Origin of the sequence: Pseudomonas sp. TMW22091, from assembly GCF_022496705.1 — a bacterium.
GTDB lineage: Bacteria > Pseudomonadota > Gammaproteobacteria > Pseudomonadales > Pseudomonadaceae > Aquipseudomonas > Aquipseudomonas saxonica.
The window spans coordinates 1-20,122 of sequence record NZ_SCFI01000012.1; the positions used below are offsets into that span (position 1 = coordinate 1).

Sequence of the window (20,122 nt, forward strand, 5' to 3'; positions counted from 1 at the left end):
TGGCGCCGTCCGGGTCGGTCTGGCTGACGAGGCGGGCGTTGCTGTCGTGTGCGTAGATTTGTCGGCTGCCGTCCTGATGGTGGACGGTGACGGTGCCGGCGTCGTCCCATTCATAGCGGGCGTGCATTTGCCCGAAGTTGTTCCAGTGGCGGATGCAGCGCGCCTGTTTGCCGCGGTGTTGCCACTCCCAGTAAAACGTCGCGCCACCGGCCAGTTGCCGTTCCTGGATGACGTGGTCGGCGTCGTAGCGGTAGTGCTCGGTTTCTTGCAGGGCGTTGGTGGCGCCGATCAGTTGGCCTGCGTCGTTGTAGCTGTAGGAGACGGGGGTGTGCAGGGTGGTCCAGCGTTCTAAACGCACGCGGTATTTGGCGTAGTGTTCGTCGGAGCGTTCGATGAATTCGCGGCTGTGGTCGTAGTACTGGTAGTCGACGGCGCACAGTCGGTTGTTGTGGTAGCGCAGCATCAGGGCGCGTTCACACTTGTCTTCGATGCGGTGCAGGCGACCGTCGCGATGGGTGATGGTCAGGCGGTTGCCGTAGGCGTCGCTGATGGCGATCAGTTTTAAGTCTTGAAAGTGGTAGAAACGGCGGGTTGCGCCCGCTTGGGCGAGGATCAGTTCGCCGTCTTTTTCACCGAGGTAGATCGCGGCCCGGGCCAGGCTGTTGGTGATGGCCGGGCGATGTGCGGTGGGGCGCGGGAAGCGGGTCTGGCGGTTTTCGTGATCGGTCCAGAGCAGTTCGTCGCCGTCTTCTTGCAGGCGATGGTTCAGGCTGTGGCTCCAGCCGAAACCCAGGCTGCTTTGGCTTTCGACGGCGCTGGTGCGGTACAGGCGCGTCCACTCGAAAGGCAGCACGCCATCGAGCACGGCATCGGTGAGGGTCAGCAGTTCTTCGCCGGTGACCATCGACACCGGGCAGCCTTGGGTGCAGGTTTTGTCAGCCGGTTCGGCGGGCTGATCGTTAAGGTTTTTCGATTGTGCCGGGACGTCGTCGACGTGCTGGACTTGCACGATTTCGGTGTAGGTCTGGGGTTTGCCGCGCACCATCAGGGTGGTGTCGAGCAGTGACTGGTCGGGGCCGTCGCCGGGTTGGCGGGTGATGTCGACCTTGCCTTTTGTGCCGGTGTTCAGCGGCGCGTCGGCGTGCAGCAGGATGGGTTTGCTGATGTGTGCATGCTGGGTTGAGCGGGCTTTACTGGTGCGCAGCAGCAGGTCAATAAAGCTGTCCAGCAGGTCGGTGGCTTTGGCGGTGACGGTGATCGTTTTAACGGCCTTGGCGGTGTACTTCACCGCCAGCCCCATCCCGCCGGTTAGAACAACACCGATCAGGATGTCGATCAGCACCTCGCTGGTTAGGCGCGTAACCATTTCAGTGCATAGGAGTGGCGGCAGCAATTGCAGCCAGGCTTGGAAGGTGGAGAAATACGCCCACAACAGCGGTTCGTCACTGGCGACTAAATAGACGGCTTGCAGCGATTGGGCCGAGGCGTTTATGAGGTCGTCGAGTTGTGTCGGGTTAAGGAACTCTGCGAGTTTTTCGAGATTCTTTTTCGGGTGCGTGATGAGGTCGAACAGTTTGACGAGGCTGTCCCAAAGTCCGATCAGCGTATCGCCAAAACCCTTGAGGGCGCTCTGTGCGTGCAGCAGCAGTTGCTCTGCATTACTGGCGTTGTCGTAGGCGCGCCAGAGTGGCTGGAATTCGCTGTTCCATTGCTGCGAGAGCCAGGCGCCGAGTTCGTTGAGCAGGTCTTGGTAGGAGTCGAAATAGGCGTCGATCTGTTGCGGTGTGGTCTGAGGGTAGAAGGTGACGCGGTAGCGCTGATCAGGTTTGCAACCTTCGAGCAGCTTTATGCCGCTGTCGTCGATGTGGGTGTGGAGTTCTTCGCCGTCGGTATCCAGGGTGGTGGCAAAGCCATAGTTATCCGGTCGCAGGGGTTTTGAGCGCAGGGGTGTCAGACGTACAGGGGTGTTGCCAATCGGCACGAAGTGCGCGGATTCGAAGGCATGAATCAAGGTCAGCGTGCCGTCTTTCTTGCATTGGGCGTAGTGAATCGCCGGGCCTTTACTCTCTATATTGCGGGTGATGGCGCTGTCACCCGCACTGAATTTTTGTTCGGCAGCAATAAGGCCGCCGTACCACTTTGAGGTTTGCAGGCGGTACTCGGCCAGGCAGTTTCTGTGTTGCAACAGGAGGGTGGGTACATCGGGCTGGATGCTGTCAGTCATTGACCTATTTCCTGTTGCAGGTAGGCAGTAAAACGCGCGTGGTCGAAGTTCAGGGCGGAGCCGGTGGTGGCTAGATAGGACTCAGCTTTTTGGCGAAGGACGTTTTCAGCGGTGGCGTTGTAGAGCAAGGGAGCTGTTTCTTTCAGGTGGCACATCAGGTTGTCGATCACGCTGCTTGAATCCTGTTCCACGAGTGCGCAAAGCAGGTCTTCAGGCACCTGCCACCAAGGGAAAGCCTGTGCCGGGCGGTTCGCCCCCTGACCCACAGCCACGGGTTGGCCGTTGATCCAGAAGCGGTCAAACACGGGCAATATGTCTGAGGTGGTTTCGCCAAATTGCTGAAGGACGGTGAGGAAATACCGGCCATCCCAGAAACGGAAAAAAACAGCGTCGTCCGGCGCTGTAAATACCTGTGTCAGGCCGCGCAGGTGCTCGGCAATCAGCTCGGGCGGCGCGCTGGAAATGGCCAGCCAGCCCCAGTCTTGCGCGTCGGTGTGTGCCGCCCAATTGAGAAACGCTTCAGTGCCGGTCAGGCTCAGCAACCAGGGCATCACGGGCAGCCAGTCGGCGTAGGGCGTGTTGGCCCACAACGGCACGGCGGGTTGAGATTCATGTTGGCGCCATGCCGTCAGCGGTTGGGCGGTGCTGGTGGAGCTGATGACGGCGTAGAGGTGCTCGCCGGGCCTTAACGGAGTTTTGGCCAGCCACTGCTGGGGGGTGATTGCATCAGATGTCACAGACACCTCCTTTGCAGCGCTCGCACTCTTCGCAAAAAGGCGCACTGCGCGACAGGCTGTCGATTTGATTGGGGGTCAGCAGGGCTGCGATCAGGGGCGCCAGGCCTGATGCGTTGGCGGGCAAAGCGGGTGTGCCCGGGGTAGGGGCGCCGCCGGGCAGGATCGGCGAACTGGCGTAGATGCCCGCCGCGTTGATGACCACGTGCTGACCACCCGCCGTCAGGCTCAGGCCAGCGCCTGCGGCGAGGGTCAGGCTGGCCCCTGCCTTGAGGTGAACTTCTTGCCCGGCTTCAACGGTCATGACCTGACCCACTCGGGTATGGCTGCTGACAGCCACCTCTCGATGGTCGTTGGCCAGCAGTTGCACCTTGCGGTCGGCACTGACCGTGCGCTGGTCTTCGGCCATCAGCACGCTGGTACGTTCACGCGTGATGAGTTCGTTGCGAGCGCCATCGACTTGCAGGTGACTGTCGTTTTTGATGTGCTGTTCAAGGTCGCGTTGGGCGTGCAGGTAGATCACTTCGGCGCCTGTGCGGTCTTCGATATGCAGCTCGTTGTAACCGCCACCGCCCGGTGTGCTGCGGCTGCGCAGGACGCTACGGGTTTTATTCGCAGGCAATGGCCAGGGCGTAGGGTTGAGGCTGTTTGGCAGGCAAGATGAAAGAACCGGCTGATCGGGATTACCCTCCAAAAAATGCACCAGCACTTCCATGCCCACCCGCGGCACCATCACCGAGCCAAAGCGGTCCCCAGCCCAGCGGGAGGCAACCCGTAGCCAGCAACTGCTGTGATCGTCGCTTTGGCCTTCACGGTCCCAATGAAACTGCACCTTTACCCGGCCAAAGGCGTCGCAATGCACTTCGTCATTTGTCGGGCCGCATACACGGGCAGTCTGTGCACCCAGCACACAGGGTTTAGGGTGCTTGAGGGCCGGGCGGTAAAACACGTCCCAAGGGGTGGCGGCAAAGGTGTTGCGGTAGCCCTGCACGAATCCGTCTGCAGGTATGAGCGCCGGGTGTGCAGCGGACTCTTCTAGTGCTTGCGGTTGTTTGCCTTCATGGGTGATTTTGGTCAGTAGCCAAAGGTCATTCCAGGCCGTTTGCGGGTGTTCGGCCAAATCGAGGAAATGGCCCGTGATCAACGCGGGCTGATCACTTTTTCCGCTGGCCTGGCGATACTCGATACGGTGTCGTTCCAGGGCGCGCTGGCTGAGCAACTTGCCGCGCTGCTCGTGATTGAAATGACCGGGGTAGCGGTAGTCTTCGAGGTCGGGTTGGCGTTTGGTATGGTCGGGGCCAGCGTCGGCCAGCTGTTGGCGGCTGGCCATTTGAAACTCGTAATCGCGCAATGTGCTGCGGGTGACGCAGGTTTGCAGGCCGACATGGAACGCGTTAACCGATGGCGAGTCCGGCACCAGGCCACTGTCACCGTGGAAGGGCGTGGGGGGAGTGATTTTTTGAAAGAGGCTCTGGCCGTCGCCAAACCACAGGTGGTGGCTGTTGGAGGTGTGCCTGAAGTGGTAGTGGATGCCTTCTTCTTCGCACAGGCGCTGGATGAAGTGCAGATCACTTTCTTGATATTGCACGCAGTAATCGCGTGCCGTGTAGTGGGTCTCAAGGATGAACCGATAACGATCACTGAAAATGCCGTGCTCTTCGAGGATCTGGCCAATGATCTGCTCGACGGTTTGGTGCTGGAAAATCCGCTGATTGGTTCGATGACGCAAAACGTCAAGCTGCGGCACCAGCGTCAGGGTGTAGTGGGTCAGGCGTTTGCCGCTGTCGCCTTGGGCAATCTCGCTGATCTGCCCGTGGACACCCGTACCGTCGGATGAAAAGGCCAGAAAGGCCGGTTGATGCAAGAGGCTCTGAAGGTCGAGGTCGGCACGCTCGCTGACCAGTACCACCTCGAAGCGGTAAGGCGTGCTAATGCCTTCATCGCCGGTGAAAGAGAGAACCTGGAAATCGGCGCCAGAGCCTTCAATGCTCAGGCTGAAGCGAGACTGGGACAGTGAACGTGACATCTGTGGTTCCTTGCAAAGCGCACGTTCTGAAGGCAGTGAGCATCAGAACTCTTTAAGGTCGCGCAAGTGTGCAAGGCGGTACTGGAGCTGGCTGTAGGATGGCTCTTTCAGGTGTGAGGATTAGGGCGAATATCAGGTAGGAATAATTATTTTAGGGCGAGAGTTGTCGGACGCGGCCTTGTTTGATTGGCCGCGACGACGGGAGTCAAGGGTTCAGGATTGCGTGTTGTCGCTCACATCCAGGGCTTCGCCGGTGGCGTAATAATGGCCGCCCGCAATGTAGTGCAGACTACGCCAGGCAGGGTCGGCCGTTTCAAAGTGCCAGTGGCCGTCCTTGAACACGCGAGTATCGGCCCACGCACCGATCACTTCGCCGATAAACAGGTCGTAAGTGTTCTGGTTGTGTGGTTCGGGGATCAGTGCGCAGGCCAGCCAGGCCGAGCAACCGGTCACGAATGGCATTGGCAGGTCTTCGATTGCGAAGAGGTCGACCCCGCAATGAGTAAGTTTGTCCGGGTCGCTGGTAAGGCTGGTGCTGCCCACGCGGCTGGTCAGTTCCAACTGGGCCACGGTTGGTACCTGAATGACAAAAAAACCACTGTGTTCAATCAATTCGCGGGTTTTGACGGATTTGTCGAGCACCACAGTCAGCTTGGGCGGGGAAAAATCCAGTGCACAGGCCCACGACGCGGCCATGACGTTTTGTACGCCGTTGTGTTGGGCCGACACCAAAATCGTAGGGCCGTGGTTGATCAGTCGGTAAGCCTTGTCCAGGGGGACGGTTGCAATGTGCGAGTCCATAGAAGTTCCTTGAAGGGATGTCAGTGTCAGGCAGGGCTGGCGATGTTACTCAATTGAACTGACTTGCGTCGGTGCTGACTATGCCGATGACAGGTTTGGAGCAGGACATTTTAGTCGCTGGCCCGATAATTCAAGGATCAGTCATGAAATGCCGAGGTTCAATATGACCCGCCCGTACGCCCCAGAAGTCAGCCCTAAAACCCTGAGAAAAGTGATTGTTGCGGCCGCTATCGGTAATTTTGTTGAGTGGTTTGATTTCGCTATTTACGGCTTTCTGGCGACCACCATTGCTCAACAGTTTTTCCCCAGTGGCAATGCAAGTGCCGCCTTGCTCAAAACCTTTGCGGTCTTTGCAGTGGCTTTTGCATTCAGGCCGCTGGGCGGGATTTTCTTCGGCATGCTGGGCGATCGGATTGGCCGTAAACGCACACTGGCAATGACCATTTTATTGATGGCCGGGGCCACCACTTTGATCGGTGTGCTGCCCACTTATGCGGCTATCGGGGTTTTAGCGCCGATTCTGTTGACGTTGATCCGTTGTGCTCAAGGCTTTTCCGCCGGTGGCGAATACGCGGGGGCCTGTGCCTACCTGATGGAGCACGCACCCCACGACAAACGGGCCTGGTATGGCAGTTTTTTACCCGTGTCGACTTTTAGTGCGTTTGCGGCAGCGGCCGTGGTGGCTTATGGGCTGGAGGCGTCGTTGTCGGCACAGACGATGGCGGACTGGGGCTGGCGGGTGCCATTTCTGATTGCGGCGCCATTGGGACTGGTGGGGCTGTATATGCGCAGCAAGCTGGATGAAACGCCGGCGTTCAAGGCGGTGGCTCAGGAGCACGCGGTGGCTCATTCACCGCTCAAGGAAACCTTGCGCAACCACGGCGCGGCTATCTGTTGCCTGGGCGCGTTTGTGTCGCTCACAGCGCTGTCGTTTTATATGTTTACCACCTACTTTGCGACGTACCTGCAAGTCGTAGGAGGCTTGAGCCGCGCCACGGCGTTGTTGGTATCGTTGATTGCGCTTATTTTTGCCGCTGCGATCTGCCCGCTGGCCGGGCTTTATTCGGATCGGGTAGGGCGACGTGCCACCGTTTTCACGGCGTGTGCGCTGCTGATCGTGGCGGTATATCCATCGTTTCTGATGGCCAGTTCCGGCGCGTTTGCCGCGTCAGTGATCGGCGTGATGCTGTTAGCGACGGGCGCGGTATTGTGTGGCGTGGTGACGGCCGCCTTGCTCTCGGAAACCTTTCCTACGCGAACGCGCTATACCGCCTCAGCCATCACCTACAACATGGCTTACACCTTGTTTGGTGGCACTGCACCCTTGGTGGCGACATGGCTGATCACAACCACGGGCAGCAATCTGTCGCCGGCGTTTTATCTGATGGCGGTCGCACTGCTCGCGTTGGCGGGAGGAATGGCGCTGCCGGAGACTTCAAGGATTTCACTGCATGAGGTGTCGACAGACAATGAGGGGGGCGTTTTGCTTGAGCAGGCGCTGTAGGGGCAGTTGCTTCAGGTGGTGAATGCCAATTCGCAGACAGCAAAAAACACCAGTGCCGTTAGACGCTGATGACGGAAATAAGGGTGGGTTAAGTTAGATGGTGCCCCGAGCCGGAGTCGAACCGGCACACATTTCTGCGACGGATTTTAAGTCCGGTGTGTCTACCAATTTCACCATCGGGGCGATGTCGCGGTAAAGCAGGCGGCTATTGAACATCAAAACAAAGTCAAAATCAACCACTTAGCTGAGATGCGACGTGCAATGGCCAGGAAAATTAATTTTACCGGGTCAGCGTTGGAAGTTCTGACGTGTACGGACGTCAAAGCCTACATCCTCGGGTACGACACCGAAGCTCAAAGGCTTGTCCATCAGATGCACCCAAACAGACCAAAAACCTTTTCTGCGCAAGCGATCACCTGCGAGTACGGGCTGTTCCAGAAGCATTGATGAGTCCCGCTCATGGGGTTATGTGGAATCTACCTACTAATCAACTAATTGAGTAAAGGCTACATTCGAACGCCGGGTTATCCCTGTTATTCCAAATAATGACTGCCGGTGTCGGCTCGATGCAGCAACAAAACCAAACGGTACGAGTCGTTCGTCGACGACTATACAAAGGCCTTTTGATTCTCAGCGCACGTTGCCATCCACCTGGCGTCGCCCATTAAAGGTGAAACCTGATGACTGAAATTAAAGATTTAGACAAACCCGAAGGCTCACCTGCTGCGGCGCTATCCGGCGTTACACCTTCGCGGCGTAACTTTCTCAAGTTTGGCGTTTCGGGAATCGCAGCAGCCACCGTATCGACCTGGATCCCTGAAAGCGTTGTTGCTGCTCAGCTGACACTCCCCGTCATCGAAAAGGAGGGAGCACCCAAAATCGGTGAGCAACGTGTCCAAATGACGGTGAATGGGCAATCTCACTCGCTCAATGTTCCGGCCAACGCGATTTTGCTGGATGTCTTGCGTGACCGCCTGCAACTGACCGGCACCAAGAAAGGCTGCGACCACGGCCAGTGCGGCGCGTGCACGTTATTGGTCAATGGTGTCGCGATAAATGCCTGCCTTTCAATTGCCCTGCAACACGATGGAGACAACATCACCACGATTGAAGGCTTATCCCGGGGTGACGATTTGCACCCGGTACAGGAGGCTTTTTGGGATCACGATGCCTACCAATGCGGCTATTGCACTTCAGGCCAGATCATGAGCGCTGTGGCCTTGCTCAATGACCCCAACATCGGCACTGATGATGCCAGCGTCAAGGAAGCCATGAGCGGCAATATTTGCCGCTGCGGTGCCTACAAGAACATCCTCGCGGCGATTCAGTCGGCACGGGGCAAGATGGGAGGGGCAGTCTGATGCGTACCTTTGACTATGCGCGAGCGCAATCACCTGCTCAGGCCATCAGCAGCCATGCCGCACCGGGTCAGCCGTTCTATCTGGCTGGTGGCACTACACTGCTGGATCTGGTCAAGCTTGATGTCATGCAACCCGACCGTCTGGTGGATATCAATCACCTCACGCTCAAGCAAATCGAGCCACTTGCCGATGGCCGCGTGCGCATTGGTGCGCTGGTCAGCAATACCGAACTGGCGAGTCATCCGTTGATTCTTGCGCACTATGGCGTGTTGTCTCAGGCGATTCTGGCCGGCGCCTCAACGCAACTTCGCAACAAGGCCACCACGGGGGGCAATGTCATGCAGCGTGTGCGCTGCAACTATTTTCGCGACGGTATTTCTCCCTGCAACAAGCGCAACCCCGGATCCGGCTGTGCGGCGATTGGAGGCCACAATCGCAGTGTCCACGCCGTGCTCGGTACCAGCGAGCACTGCATCGCGACCCATCCTTCGGATATGTGTGTGGCAATGACCGCCATTGGCGCACAGGTGACGGTACAGGGCCCGAACGGGGTGCGCGAGATTCCCTTCAGCGATTTCCATCTGCTGCCGGGCCAGACACCCTGGCTCGAACATGCGCTGCAGCCCCATGAACTGATCACCCATGTAACCCTCGATGCACCGCTGGCAAACAGTCGTTCGGCCTATCTGAAACTGCGTGACCGAGATTCCTATCAGTTCGCGCTGGCCTCGAGTGCGGTCATTGTCGTGATGGATGGGCAACGTATTACTGAGGCACGAATTGCCTTGGGCGGGGTGGCTACCAAGCCTTGGCGAGCCCTCGAAGCTGAACGAGCCCTGGTGGGGCAGAAAGCCGATAGGGAGGTGTTTACGCAGGTCGGGAATGACGCCATGCAGGGCGCCCGCGCATACGAGCACAACGCCTTCAAAATCCCGCTCGGCCAACAGGTCGTGACGCGCAATCTTCGCGATCTGACAGCATAGGAACGCACTCTGATGAACCAGACCATAATCGGCAAACCGTACAAGCGTATCGACGGGCGCTTCAAGGTCACGGGGGCAGCACGCTATGCTGCAGACCATTCATTTCCGAATATGGCCTATGCCTACGGCGTGTACAGCACGATCGCCAATGGCCGGGTCGTGACCATCGAGGACTCTCAGGCCCGCGCGATGCCGGGTGTGATTGCCGTTCTGCACCACGCCAACTTCCCCGCACTGCACCGCACACCCGATGTCGCCATCACATTCGAGGACATTCTCAGCGCCGCCAAGGTCGAAGAGCGACGTTTGCCTTTCGAGGATGACAGGGTTGCCTATCCAGGCCAGTTTGTAGCTTTAGTCGTGGCGGATACCTTCGAGCAGGCCCGAGCGGCAGCGCATCAGGTCAAGGTCGAATATGCCCAAAGCCCGGCCATCACCAACCTCAAAGATGCACTGCGGCAAAAGGGCGCTCATGAAGGAGGGCGCGGACACCGTCGCGGTGAACCGGATGCTGCCTGGCAGACCGCAACCACGCGTCTGGATCAGAGCTATACCACGCCGGTAGAAACCCATAGCCCGATGGAGATGCACGCAACTACTGCGTATTGGCGCGACGGTAAGTTGTATGTCTACGAGGGCACGCAGGGGGTGGTCAATCACCGCAATGTATTGGCCAATGTTTTCGACCTCCCTCCAGACCGCGTTGAAGTGCATGCTCCCTTCATCGGTTCCGGATTTGGCAGCAAACTGTGGCCGTGGCCTCACTCGATAGCCGCCTGCGCCGCGGCCAGGGTTGTGCAGCGGCCGGTGCAGTTGATGCTGCCTCGCGCGCAAATGTTTACAACCGCCGGGCACCGCCCTGAAACCTTGCAGCGTATTCGTCTTGCCACTGATGGCGACGGCAAACTGGTGTCGATCCGACACGAGTCGTTCAACAGCACCTCGACCACTGATGCCTACACGGAAGCATGCGGCGGTGTCACTCGTAGTCTTTATTCCTGTGCCAATGTGCTGGTGAGTCACAAGAACAGCCCGCTTAATCGAGGCACGCCCACATCAATGCGTGCACCCGGTGCAGCACCTGGTTTGTTTGCCCTGGAGTCGGCGATCGACGAATTAGCGCTGCTGCGCGGTATGGATCCGCTGGCGTTTCGCAAGCTGAATCTGGCCACGCGAGACGAAAGCCTTAACCTGGAATGGTCGAGTAATCATCTGCCCGAGGCGATTGATACCGCCGCCGAGCGATTTGGCTGGCATGCACGCAACACAGCGGTCGGAGCCATGCGCGACGGTGATGAAGTCATTGGCTATGGCATGGGTGCATGCAACTGGGAAGCGTACCAGGTGCCAACTGACGCCAGAGTGATCATTCGGGCGGACGGCAGCGCGTTGGTGCAATGCGGCCAGCAGGATATCGGTACGGGTACTTACACGGTGGTTGCGCAGACTGTCGCTCAGCTGACCGGACTGCCGTTCGAGCGTATAGAGGTTGAGTTGGGTAGTTCCACATTCCCGCCGGGTGCTCTGGCCGGTGGTTCCTGGGCCACGGCCAGTATCCTGCCAGCTATCGCCGGCGCCACAAGAGAAGCGCTGGCCAAGCTGCGGGAGTACGCCGTGATGAGCGCAGGGCTGCTTTCAGGGAGCGAAGCCAAAAGCCTTGTCGTTGAAAATGGACATCTGATTAAAGGTAATCAGCGGGTGAGTTTCGCCGAGGTACTGCGCCATCAGCGTCTCGCTCGCGCTGAGGGCAACTTCCAGAGCGGGGCCAAGGGCGGCGACTTTTCCTATCGTTCTTTTGGCGCACACTTTGTTGAGGTGCGCTGGGATCCAGGCATTTCCCGACTGCGCGTAGTCCGGGTGGTCAGTGCCATCGATGTGGGCCAGGTGGTTAACCCTCTGGCGGCGCGTAATCAGGTGGAAGGCGCGATCATCATGGGGTTGGGCATGGCGCTGTTCGAAGCCTCGGAAAATGACCCCCGTAGCGGTATGCCGGTCAACAATAACTTCGCCGAATACGTGGTGCCCGTACTGGCCGACTTGCCCGATATCGATGTCATTCTGCTGGATTACCCGGACTACAACCTCAGTGAGTTCGGGGCACGAGGTATCGGCGAAATCGGGGTGACAGGACTGGCGGCGGCAGTGGCCAATGCGGTCTTCCACGCCACTGGAAAACGCATTCGCAGCTTGCCGATCACCAAGGAAAAACTGATGACGATTTGAGCATCGATGCGGGTCTGTTTAAGTGTCGGCCAGCATCGGGGCTCATTCTCTGGCGGCTGTGTTGAGGGCGATTATTGTTATCGCCCGACCATTTTCATGGCAGCCTCAGGCAATCGCTCACCCTGCACCTGAATTTTTGAGGTTTCTGAATTGATCTCCTGAAGATCGTCTTGTGTCAGTTCGAGGTCGACGGCACCCAGGTTTTCTTCAAGGCGGTGCTGTTTGGTGGTACCGGGAATAGGCACAATCCAGTTTTTTTGCGCAAGCAACCAGGCCAGGGCAATTTGCGCAGGTGTTGCGCCTTTGCGGTCGGCTATTCGTTTGATCGCCACGACCAGCGCTGCATTGGCACGGCGTGCTTCAGGAGTGAAGCGGGGGACGCAATTGCGAAAGTCCGTTGGATCGAAGGTCGTGTTCTCGTCAATCTTGCCGGTCAAGAATCCCGCACCCAGTGGACTGAACGGCATGAAGCCAATATGCAGCTCTTCGAGCAAGGGCAACAACTCGTGCTCCGGCTCACGCCAGAACAGTGAGTACTCGCTCTGAACGGCAGTGACTTTTTGCACCGCGTGGGCACGGCGAATGGTCTGGACACCTGCTTCCGAAAGTCCGAAGTGCCCGACTTTACCTTCTGCAATGAGCTGCTGCACCGTGCCAGCAACTTCTTCAATTGGAACTGCAGGGTCAACACGGTGCTGGTACAACAGATCAATTCGGTCGGTGCGCAGGCGCTTCAGAGATGCTTCTACGACAGCCTTTATATGCTCTGGACGGCTGTTTGTGCCGGCGCGTCGCTCGCCCGTTTCCAGGTCAATGTCAAAGCCGAACTTGGTGGCAATGACCACCTTGTCTCGGATTGGCGCCAGTGCGCTGCCTAACAGTATTTCGTTGGCAAACGGGCCGTAAGCTTCCGCTGTGTCGAACAGCGTAACGCCTTGCTCATGCGCCGTGCGGATCAGCTTGATCATCTCTTGAGCATCCGGTGCCGGGCCATAGGCAGAACTCATGCCCATGCATCCCAGGCCCAACGCCGAAACCGTAAGTCCTTCGCCTAGCGTTCTGGTCTTCATCATAGTGCTCCGAGTAAAGGGGGAGTCTGAGGCGCAATTAAACTGCAGGCCACGCAATCACGTTGGACTTACAGGGTATGTGGCTGCCGTTAGCGGTTAACGTTCTTCTGCAAATGAGCCGGGTAACGATCACCTACGATCTTGATCTGCTTCAAAGCAGAAGCAATGGCAGAGAGGTCATCGTTGTTCAGAACGAGGCTAGCAGCTCCGATGTTCTCTTCCAGTCGATTCAACTTGGTCGTACCCGGTATGGGCACTATCCAGGGCTTCTGCGCCAACAGCCAAGCCAAAGCAATCTGGGCTCGTGTTGCGCCTTTACCCTCGGCGATCTGACCCAGCAGCTCTACCAGTTGCGCATTGGCCTTGCGGTTCTCTTCGGTAAAGCGCGGCACTATGTTACGAAAGTCGTCATCCGCGAACTGGGTGTTAGCATCAATGGCTCCGGTCAGGAAGCCTTTGCCCAGCGGGCTGAAGGGAACGAAACCGATTCCGAGTTCTTCAAGTAACGGCAAGATCTGCTCTTCAGGTTCGCGCCACCACAAGGAATACTCGCTTTGCAGGGCCGCGACGGGTAGCACGGCGTGAGCGCGGCGGATTGCATCAGGCCCGGCCTCTGACATCCCGAAGTGCAACACTTTGCCTTCTTCAACCAGTTGTTTCACTGCGCCCGCGACGTCCTCAATCGGAACCTGAGGGTCAACACGGTGTTGGTAGAGCAGCTCGATGCGGTCAGTGTTGAGCCGCTTCAGCGAAGCCTCAACCACCGCCTTGATTGTTTCGGGCCTACTATCGAGTCCTTCGTCAGGCACTCCGTTTTTAAAACCGAACTTGGTTGCGATCACGACTTTATCCCGGATCGGCGCCAACGCTTCACCCAGCAATTGTTCGTTGGTGTAGGGACCATAAGCCTCGGCTGTGTCGAAGAAGTTAACCCCCTTGTCGAAAGCATCTCGAATGAGGGTCACAGCAGCCTTGTGTTCAAGCGCGGGGCCGTAAGCGAAGCTCAGGCCCATGCAGCCCAAGCCAATGGCCGAGACTTCCAAACCACTTTTGCCTAAATGACGTTTCTGCATGATATGTCTCCTTCGCAAGCAAGTAACTGATGGGTACACTTTAGATTCCTGTGTATAGCTCAACAATTGGCACTTTGCTTCATGGGCACCTGAGGAGAATTCACAAATGATCCGTGCTGGACTTCCTGAGTTAACAGCCTTTATCGCCATTGCTGAGCAACGCAGCTTTAGCGGCGCCGCCAAGATTCTTGGTGTGTCGGCTTCAGCGCTTAGCCATTCGCTGCGGGGTCTTGAATCCCGACTGGAGCTACGCCTGTTTAACCGCACAACACGTTCGGTTGCGCTGACAGAGGCGGGGGAGCAATTGTTCAAGCGCGTACAGCCGCTGTTGGGCGATCTTGAATCCGCGGTCAACGAAGTGACCTCCGAGCGCAATACCCCTTCAGGCACGATACGGCTTAGCGCATCGGAGTCATCGTTCAAGCCGCTGATTCGTCACGTGATGCCTGGTTTTTTGCGGGACAACCCGCAGATTCATATCGAATGCATCGCTGACAGTCGCTTGGTCGATATCGTCGCTGATGGCTTCGACGCGGGCATTCGCCTGTATGACGACGTGCCGCGTGACATGATCGCGGTGCGTTTCGGGCCCGATGTACGTTTTGCAGCCGTTGCTTCCCCGCAGTACCTGCTACATCACCCGCAACCCCAAGCACCCCATGACCTCAAGGCACACCGCTGCATTCGCTTTCGTTTTGCGAGCGGCACCTTGTTTCGCTGGGATTTAAGCCATCTGGGCAGAACAGCCAGCGTTGATGTCGATGGGCCCATGACGATGGATAACCTGAATTTGATGACAGAAGCTGCGCTGGCGGGCATTGGCATAGCGTGGCTGCCGGAATATCAAGTCAAGGAGCATCTGCAAGCCGGTCACTTGGTGCATGTGTTGCCAGACTGGGGGCCGTACTACCCAGGGCCGTGCCTGTACTATCCCGCCAACCGGCACCCGCCAATGGCGCTGCGAATGTTCGCTGACGCTGTACGCGAATGGGCTCGCGGTCAAGCGTCATACCCGCCCGGCACGTGCTGAGCGGTTGGCTGCGGCATACCCCTTGAGCCTGTTAATGAATGGATCAAGGGGGCATTGTTTTGCATTGGCCGACAGGGTGTTGGCGTTACTCTGCGTACCAATACTGTGCGGTAACGCCTCCGTCCATCAAGAAATCGCTGCCGGTGTTTGCCCCAGCGCACCCAAAGGATCGGTTACCTGTTCGGGTTGCACTAGGTTCTAAACCCTGCTCCGGGTTTGTTTGCCACGCGAAAGTTCACCCTTCGATTGTTAGGCTAGTCTGCTTGCACGTCTGAACAAAAGTGGTCGAGATGAATACAAGTGTAATTTACGCCTTGGCAGCGGCTGCGCTGTTTGGTGCCAGTACGCCGCTGGCCAAGGTGTTGGGGACGCAGATTCCGCCCGTCATGTTGGCCGGTTTGCTGTATTTGGGCAGTGGCTTGGGCCTTCTATTGGTACGCGTAGTACGCGACCGTGGCTGGGCAAAGTCGGGGCTTACTGCCCGCGAGTGGCCCTGGCTGGTGGGCGCAATTGTGTTCGGCGGCATTCTTGGGCCCGTCGCGCTGATGTTTGGTTTGACCCGCACCAGCGGCGCCACGGCGTCGTTGATGCTGAATCTGGAACCGGTGCTGACGGCGCTGCTGGCATGGGTGGTATTCAGGGAAAATGCCGATCGTAGAGTGGTGCTCGGCATGCTTGCCATTATTGCCGGAGGCATTGTGCTGTCATGGCCTACCGGGCAAGCAGCATCCGGGGTTCATTCATGGTTTGGGCCGGTGGCCGTTGCGTTGGCGTGCTTATGTTGGGCGATAGACAACAACTTGACGCGAAAAGTATCGGCGTCGGATGCACTGTATATCGCCGGGGCCAAAGGCTTGTTTGCCGGGTTGGTGAATTGTGCAATTGCACTGAGCCTGGGGGCACAGGTCCCGGCCATTGGTGTGTTGAGCCCGACGTTGTTGATTGGTTTTCTGGGCTACGGAGTCAGTCTGGTTCTATTTGTGCTGGCATTGCGAGGCTTGGGCGCCGCCCGAACCGGCGCGTATTTTTCGACGGCGCCTTTTCTGGGCGCTGCGGTGTCAATTGTGCTGCTGGGCGAGTCGGTGTCATGGCTGTTCTGGCTGGCCGCAGCGTTCATGGTGGCGGGCGTGTGGTTGCACCTTACCGAACGCCATGATCATAGCCATCAGCACAAAGAACACGCACACACTCATCGGCACCGTCATGACGAACATCACCAGCATGAACACGCGCAGGAGGTGCCGGCCAATGAGCCTCACACCCACCCCCATGTTCATCAAGCGATCAGGCATAACCATCCACACTTTCCTGATATCCATCATCGTCACCGGCACTGACACCGTTATCACTTTGGGAGTTACAGAGCGCGCATGTTCGAGCATATCGATTTCAATTATTTGTTGGCGACCTATGGGTATCTGGCGATTTTTATAGGCTGCCTTCTCGAAGGCGAAACCATCCTGATACTGGGAGGCATGGCAGCCCATCAGCATGTACTCAAGTTATTGCCGGTTATCGGGTATGCCAGCCTGGCCGGGATGCTGGGTGATCAATTGTTGTTTTGGCTCGGTCGCTACTTTGGTGCTCGACTGTTGCCGCGACTGCATAAGCAACAAGCAATGATTGACAAGGTCACGCAGTTGATCAACAAACATCCGCTGGTATCGATTTTTTCAGTGCGGTTTCTGTATGGCATGCGGCTGGTGGGGCCTCTAGTGATTGGTGCAAGCAGGGTGTCGCCGGTCAAATTTACCTGCATCAATCTGTTGGGGGCGGTGGTCTGGGCAACACTGTTTGCCAGTGTCGGCTACGGCGCAGGGGAGTTTCTGGAACGGATATTGGGCGATCTCAAAACCTACCGCCTGCCCATTGCACTGGGGGTTGTCGGGTTGATGGCAGTGATTGCTGTGGTTCGGCATTACCGGGCCAAAAAGTAATACCCCTCTCATGCAGTGTTTGTCTGCAGTTGCAAAGCGTCTGCATGGAAGGCAAAGTCCGTGAACCGGTTGCGTGTTGAAACACTTGGCCTAAGCTTTTGATAGCGCGGCAGTATCAGGTGTTCGAGCGGTTGTCGGTACCACCATCTATGAAGCCCGCCCGATACTCAATGGAGGTCAGGATGTTTATCCGTTTGTGGATCCTAGCGAGCTTGCTTGTGTCTGGCGCAGTACAGGCCGTAGAAGTAGCAAGCCCTCTCGAGCAAGACCGTGGAAAGTTTCGCCCCTTAGTCATTTTTGCCCGTTCAACGGCCGATCCTACTTTGCAGGAAATTACCAAAGAACTCGCAGACCCGGCTACAAAACAAGCGTTTACCGAGCGCGACATGGTGCTCTATACGATTGTTAACATTGACGGCAAGCGTGACGATAAAGGGCTTGAACCTCAAAGTACGATGTCGCTTCTTCGCGGACTCAAGCCTGGAATGATCAGAGATAAAGCCAAAGTCATTCTGATCGGCAAAGACGGCGAAAAGAAGGTAGAGCAAGAGGGGGATGTCGACCTCAAGGAATTGTTCAAAATCGTTGATGCGATGCCAATGGCCGAGAAAGAATCGCAAGCCAAAGTTGACGTCGTGACGCCCGAGAAAAAGCCACCTGCCAGCAAGGCCGGTAAATCGGCAAAGCCAGCCAAAGAGCCTGTCCCTTTGAGTGATTGAAGAGACGAAAGCGGCAAGCAAAAAAAAGGCCTGCGGGGGGGCAGGCCAAATGGGATTCACTAAAGGAGTGAGTTCAACTTAGACGTCTTGATGTGAAAGTGGCGTGAAAAGCGTGTAGTCAAAACGCAATGTTTCGAGTACACGCTTGCAGGAGCTGCTGACATACCGTTTACCCGGCGACTGCGCGCAGTCATGACTGATGTTTTCAGTGGCGAGATTGAGGGTGCGGCAAAATGCCACAAATGCTGCACAGATGTTCATCAACAGGTTTCAGAGTTCTCTATAGAATGCCGTCACATGTGGTTCAGGCTGGAGAAATCAAGTCATGGGCCTGTTAGATCATCGATAGCGAGCAGTGCCCCCCTTAAATGAGTGACTCCATCTCTACCTCCAAGGCCAATTGGCAACCGGTCATCGCACTGGCGCTGGCCGCTTTTGTGTTCAACACCACTGAATTTGTGCCTGTTGGGCTGCTGAGCGCGATCGGCGCCAGTTTTGACATGAGCTCCGCCAATGTCGGGCTCATGCTCACTATTTATGCCTGGGTGGTTTCCCTGGCTTCATTGCCTATCATGCTGGTCACCCGCAATGTCGAGCGACGCAAGCTACTGCTGAGTCTGTTCGGGTTATTTATCGCCAGCCATGTGGTCTCGAGCCTGGCCAACAGCTTTGGTCTGTTGTTAGTCAGCCGCATCGGGGTAGCGTTGTCCCATGCACTGTTCTGGTCCATTACCGCATCGCTTGCGGTGCGTCTGGCCCCGGAAGGCAAGCAGGTGCAGGCATTGGGTTTGCTGGCCACCGGCACATCACTGGCGATGGTGTTGGGCGTGCCGTTGGGTCGCTTGCTGGGTGAGGCGATGGGGTGGCGCACGACCTTTTTGGTGATTGCCGGTCTGGCTGCTGTGCTGGTGTTCTGGCTAGCCCGCACGTTGCCCTTACTGCCGAGCCAGAACTCTGGCTCACTCAGAAGCCTGCCGGTGTTGTTCAAACGACCCGCGCTGGTGGCGGTGTATGTGCTGACGGCTGTGGTCATCACGGCGCAGTTCACCGCTTACAGTTACGTCGAGCCGTTCGTTCAAGGCGTGGCTGGCATGAGTGGCAGTACGGTCACATTGATCCTCCTGCTGTTTGGCGGCGCCGGTATTATCGGCTCGCTGTGCTTCAGCTGGTTCCACAAGTACAGCCCGCAAGGCTTTTTACTCACCGCTGTGGGGTTACTGGCTCTGTGCCTGTTGCTGCTCTTGCCAGCGAGTGGGTGGGTCGAGTCTCTGGGCGTTTTGAGTGTGGTGTGGGGCATGGCAATCATGGCCTTCGGCTTGGCGATGCAATCCAAAGTATTGAGCCTGGCACCCGACGCAACCGATGTGGCAATGGCCATGTTCTCAGGCATCTACAACATCGGTATTGGCGGCGGGGCACTGTTGGGCAGCGCGGTGGGCAGCCATTTTGGGTTTGCCTGGATCGGTCTGGTAGGTGGCGTCCTGGCCGGTCTGGCGCTGGCTGCGTATGGCTGGACGATGTACCGATTGCAGCGGGCAGGTGAGCCAACCTGACCTGTCGCGGGCCTTCACTGGCCCGCCCGCAGGGTTCTTTACACCTTGAATTGACGCAGCAAACTGTTGAGTTGAACGCTCAAGGTTTTCAAATGCACGCTTGCCTCGCTCGATTGCTCCGCTGCCTGGGCGGTGCTTTGCGACAGGCCCGCGGCCTGGGTGACATTCTGGTTGATGTCTTCCACTGCGTGGGCTTGTTGCAAGGTGGCGCTGGCAATGGTGGTGTTGAGTGTATTGAGCGTGCTTAATGCCTGACCAATGCTGGTCAGGCTTTGTCCGGCTTGTGTTGCGTGCTCAATGGTCGTTTGGGACGCGCGACGGCTGCTGCTGATGACATTGACCGCTGCTTCGGAGTGCGCCTGAAGACCTTCGATCATGGTCTGAATCTGCGCGGTGGATTTCTGAGTGCGTTGCGCCAGCAATCGCACTTCATCCGCCACTACTGCAAATCCCCGGCCCTGTTCCCCTGCGCGAGCCGCTTCAATGGCTGCATTGAGGGCCAGCAAGTTAGTTTGCTCGGCGATGGAGCGGATAACTTCAAGCACACTGCCTATTTCGTCGCTCTGCGTGGCGAGCGTGCGAATGACTTCGACCGCTTCATTGATGGTGTTCGACAACTGGCCAATATGTTGCAAACTGCTGTCAATGTTCTGTTGCCCCAGTTGTGCCTGCCCTTGCGCGCCGCTCATTTCATTGGCCGCGTGTTCGGCGTTTTTAGCGACTTCTTGCACGGCGTAGGTGACTTCGTTAATGGCTGTTGCCACTTGTTCCATTTGCAAGGCTTGATGCTGGCAGCGCTGTTGCGCCTCGCTGGCGTCGTTGCCCAATGCCGTAGACGACTGCTCGAGCGCCGTGGCTGTGCCTTGCAAGTGGCTGATCAGCGT

17 protein-coding genes and 1 tRNA gene are annotated in these 20,122 nt (G+C 57.4%); 9 read left to right on the forward strand and 9 right to left on the reverse strand.

Annotation, left to right across the window (positions count from 1 at the left end):
* The 4 genes from EQV93_RS18940 to EQV93_RS18955 all read right to left on the reverse strand — a co-directional run.
* The coding region (locus EQV93_RS18940; protein WP_240892170.1) for a DUF6531 domain-containing protein at positions 1 to 2,224 on the reverse strand (2,224 nt) is incomplete at its 3' end.
* Positions 2,221 to 2,961: a DUF4123 domain-containing protein gene (locus tag EQV93_RS18945; RefSeq protein ID WP_240892171.1), complete on the reverse strand. Its 741-nt coding sequence runs from the start codon at positions 2,959 to 2,961 to the stop codon at positions 2,221 to 2,223. The genes EQV93_RS18940 and EQV93_RS18945, both read right to left, overlap by 4 nt.
* A complete protein-coding gene (locus EQV93_RS18950) occupies positions 2,951 to 4,984 on the reverse strand; it encodes a type VI secretion system Vgr family protein (RefSeq protein ID WP_240892172.1) in 2,034 nt (677 codons plus the stop codon). Before EQV93_RS18950 ends, EQV93_RS18945 begins: the two co-directional genes overlap by 11 nt.
* Before the next feature lie 213 nt (positions 4,985 to 5,197).
* Complete coding sequence (locus tag EQV93_RS18955; RefSeq protein ID WP_240892173.1) at positions 5,198 to 5,785, reverse strand: flavin reductase family protein; 588 nt, start codon at positions 5,783 to 5,785, stop codon at positions 5,198 to 5,200.
* A 148-nt stretch (positions 5,786 to 5,933) separates the two neighbouring features.
* Between EQV93_RS18955 and EQV93_RS18960 the strand changes: the two genes are divergently transcribed.
* The gene (locus EQV93_RS18960) at positions 5,934 to 7,289 is read left to right on the forward strand and encodes an MFS transporter (protein WP_240892174.1); all 1,356 of its coding nucleotides are present in this window, start codon (positions 5,934 to 5,936) and stop codon (positions 7,287 to 7,289) included.
* 98 nt (positions 7,290 to 7,387) lie between these two features.
* Here EQV93_RS18960 and EQV93_RS18965 read toward each other — a convergent pair.
* Positions 7,388 to 7,472, reverse strand: a tRNA-Leu gene (locus tag EQV93_RS18965).
* Between the two features lie 105 nt (positions 7,473 to 7,577).
* Positions 7,578 to 7,733 carry a hypothetical protein gene (locus EQV93_RS18970; RefSeq protein ID WP_158636762.1) on the reverse strand — a complete coding sequence of 52 codons (156 nt, stop codon included), beginning with the start codon at positions 7,731 to 7,733 and terminating at the stop codon, positions 7,578 to 7,580.
* Between the two features lie 236 nt (positions 7,734 to 7,969).
* Between EQV93_RS18970 and EQV93_RS18975 the strand changes: the two genes are divergently transcribed.
* From EQV93_RS18975 to EQV93_RS18985, 3 genes are read left to right on the forward strand one after another with little or no spacing between them, the layout of a single operon-like run.
* Positions 7,970 to 8,650, forward strand: a complete 681-nt coding sequence (locus tag EQV93_RS18975; protein WP_240892175.1) for a (2Fe-2S)-binding protein — start codon at positions 7,970 to 7,972, stop codon at positions 8,648 to 8,650.
* Positions 8,650 to 9,633, forward strand: coding sequence for an FAD binding domain-containing protein (locus tag EQV93_RS18980; protein WP_240892176.1), 984 nt, complete (start codon positions 8,650 to 8,652; stop codon positions 9,631 to 9,633). The genes EQV93_RS18975 and EQV93_RS18980 overlap by 1 nt, the downstream gene beginning before the upstream one ends.
* Positions 9,634 to 9,645: 12 nt before the next feature.
* The gene (locus EQV93_RS18985) at positions 9,646 to 11,856 is read left to right on the forward strand and encodes a xanthine dehydrogenase family protein molybdopterin-binding subunit (RefSeq protein WP_240892177.1); all 2,211 of its coding nucleotides are present in this window, start codon (positions 9,646 to 9,648) and stop codon (positions 11,854 to 11,856) included.
* Positions 11,857 to 11,933: 77 nt separating this feature from the next.
* Here the strand turns inward: EQV93_RS18985 and EQV93_RS18990 are convergent, their stop codons facing one another.
* Entirely contained in the window at positions 11,934 to 12,926 is a 993-nt protein-coding gene (locus tag EQV93_RS18990; RefSeq protein WP_146387569.1) for an aldo/keto reductase, read from the reverse strand.
* 89 nt (positions 12,927 to 13,015) lie between these two features.
* Positions 13,016 to 13,999, reverse strand: coding sequence for an aldo/keto reductase (locus EQV93_RS18995; protein WP_122785929.1), 984 nt, complete (start codon positions 13,997 to 13,999; stop codon positions 13,016 to 13,018).
* A 106-nt stretch (positions 14,000 to 14,105) separates the two neighbouring features.
* On the opposite strand from EQV93_RS18995, the gene EQV93_RS19000 reads away from it, so the two are divergent.
* From EQV93_RS19000 to EQV93_RS19020, 5 genes are all read left to right on the forward strand, one after another.
* A complete protein-coding gene (locus tag EQV93_RS19000; RefSeq protein WP_240892178.1) occupies positions 14,106 to 15,029 on the forward strand; it encodes a LysR family transcriptional regulator in 924 nt (307 codons plus the stop codon).
* A 290-nt stretch (positions 15,030 to 15,319) separates the two neighbouring features.
* On the forward strand, positions 15,320 to 16,366 hold the full coding sequence (locus tag EQV93_RS19005) for a DMT family transporter (protein ID WP_122785935.1): 1,047 nt from the start codon (positions 15,320 to 15,322) through the stop codon (positions 16,364 to 16,366).
* A gap of 33 nt (positions 16,367 to 16,399) precedes the next feature.
* Positions 16,400 to 16,966 (forward strand): DedA family protein, encoded by a 567-nt coding sequence (locus EQV93_RS19010; protein ID WP_122785936.1) that lies wholly within the window; start codon positions 16,400 to 16,402, stop codon positions 16,964 to 16,966.
* A 182-nt stretch (positions 16,967 to 17,148) separates the two neighbouring features.
* On the forward strand, positions 17,149 to 17,685 hold the full coding sequence (locus EQV93_RS19015) for a DUF4174 domain-containing protein (RefSeq protein ID WP_240892179.1): 537 nt from the start codon (positions 17,149 to 17,151) through the stop codon (positions 17,683 to 17,685).
* Positions 17,686 to 18,053: 368 nt separating this feature from the next.
* Complete coding sequence (locus EQV93_RS19020; RefSeq protein ID WP_122785939.1) at positions 18,054 to 19,238, forward strand: sugar transporter; 1,185 nt, start codon at positions 18,054 to 18,056, stop codon at positions 19,236 to 19,238.
* A 38-nt stretch (positions 19,239 to 19,276) separates the two neighbouring features.
* Here the strand turns inward: EQV93_RS19020 and EQV93_RS22560 are convergent, their stop codons facing one another.
* Positions 19,277 to 20,011 carry a methyl-accepting chemotaxis protein gene (locus tag EQV93_RS22560; RefSeq protein ID WP_425281173.1) on the reverse strand — a complete coding sequence of 245 codons (735 nt, stop codon included), beginning with the start codon at positions 20,009 to 20,011 and terminating at the stop codon, positions 19,277 to 19,279.
* Positions 20,012 to 20,122: the final 111 nt, after the last annotated feature.

Bases quoted from the DNA above. Each gene is read 5' to 3' on its own strand.
- EQV93_RS19010 (WP_122785936.1), top strand. From the start codon at position 16,400: ATGTTCGAGCATATCGATTTCAATTATTTGTTGGCGACCTATGGGTAT.
- EQV93_RS18950 (WP_240892172.1), bottom strand. From the start codon at position 4,984: ATGTCACGTTCACTGTCCCAGTCTCGCTTCAGCCTGAGCATTGAAGGC.
- EQV93_RS19020 (WP_122785939.1), top strand. From the start codon at position 18,054: ATGAGTGACTCCATCTCTACCTCCAAGGCCAATTGGCAACCGGTCATC.
- EQV93_RS18985 (WP_240892177.1), top strand. From the start codon at position 9,646: ATGAACCAGACCATAATCGGCAAACCGTACAAGCGTATCGACGGGCGC.
- EQV93_RS18960 (WP_240892174.1), top strand. From the start codon at position 5,934: ATGCCGAGGTTCAATATGACCCGCCCGTACGCCCCAGAAGTCAGCCCT.
- EQV93_RS18990 (WP_146387569.1), bottom strand. From the start codon at position 12,926: ATGAAGACCAGAACGCTAGGCGAAGGACTTACGGTTTCGGCGTTGGGC.
- EQV93_RS18980 (WP_240892176.1), top strand. From the start codon at position 8,650: ATGCGTACCTTTGACTATGCGCGAGCGCAATCACCTGCTCAGGCCATC.
- EQV93_RS19000 (WP_240892178.1), top strand. From the start codon at position 14,106: ATGATCCGTGCTGGACTTCCTGAGTTAACAGCCTTTATCGCCATTGCT.
- EQV93_RS18970 (WP_158636762.1), bottom strand. From the start codon at position 7,733: ATGCTTCTGGAACAGCCCGTACTCGCAGGTGATCGCTTGCGCAGAAAA.
- EQV93_RS19015 (WP_240892179.1), top strand. From the start codon at position 17,149: ATGTTTATCCGTTTGTGGATCCTAGCGAGCTTGCTTGTGTCTGGCGCA.
- EQV93_RS18975 (WP_240892175.1), top strand. From the start codon at position 7,970: ATGACTGAAATTAAAGATTTAGACAAACCCGAAGGCTCACCTGCTGCG.
- EQV93_RS18955 (WP_240892173.1), bottom strand. From the start codon at position 5,785: ATGGACTCGCACATTGCAACCGTCCCCCTGGACAAGGCTTACCGACTG.
- EQV93_RS18995 (WP_122785929.1), bottom strand. From the start codon at position 13,999: ATGCAGAAACGTCATTTAGGCAAAAGTGGTTTGGAAGTCTCGGCCATT.
- EQV93_RS19005 (WP_122785935.1), top strand. From the start codon at position 15,320: ATGAATACAAGTGTAATTTACGCCTTGGCAGCGGCTGCGCTGTTTGGT.
- EQV93_RS22560 (WP_425281173.1), bottom strand. From the start codon at position 20,011: ATGGAACAAGTGGCAACAGCCATTAACGAAGTCACCTACGCCGTGCAA.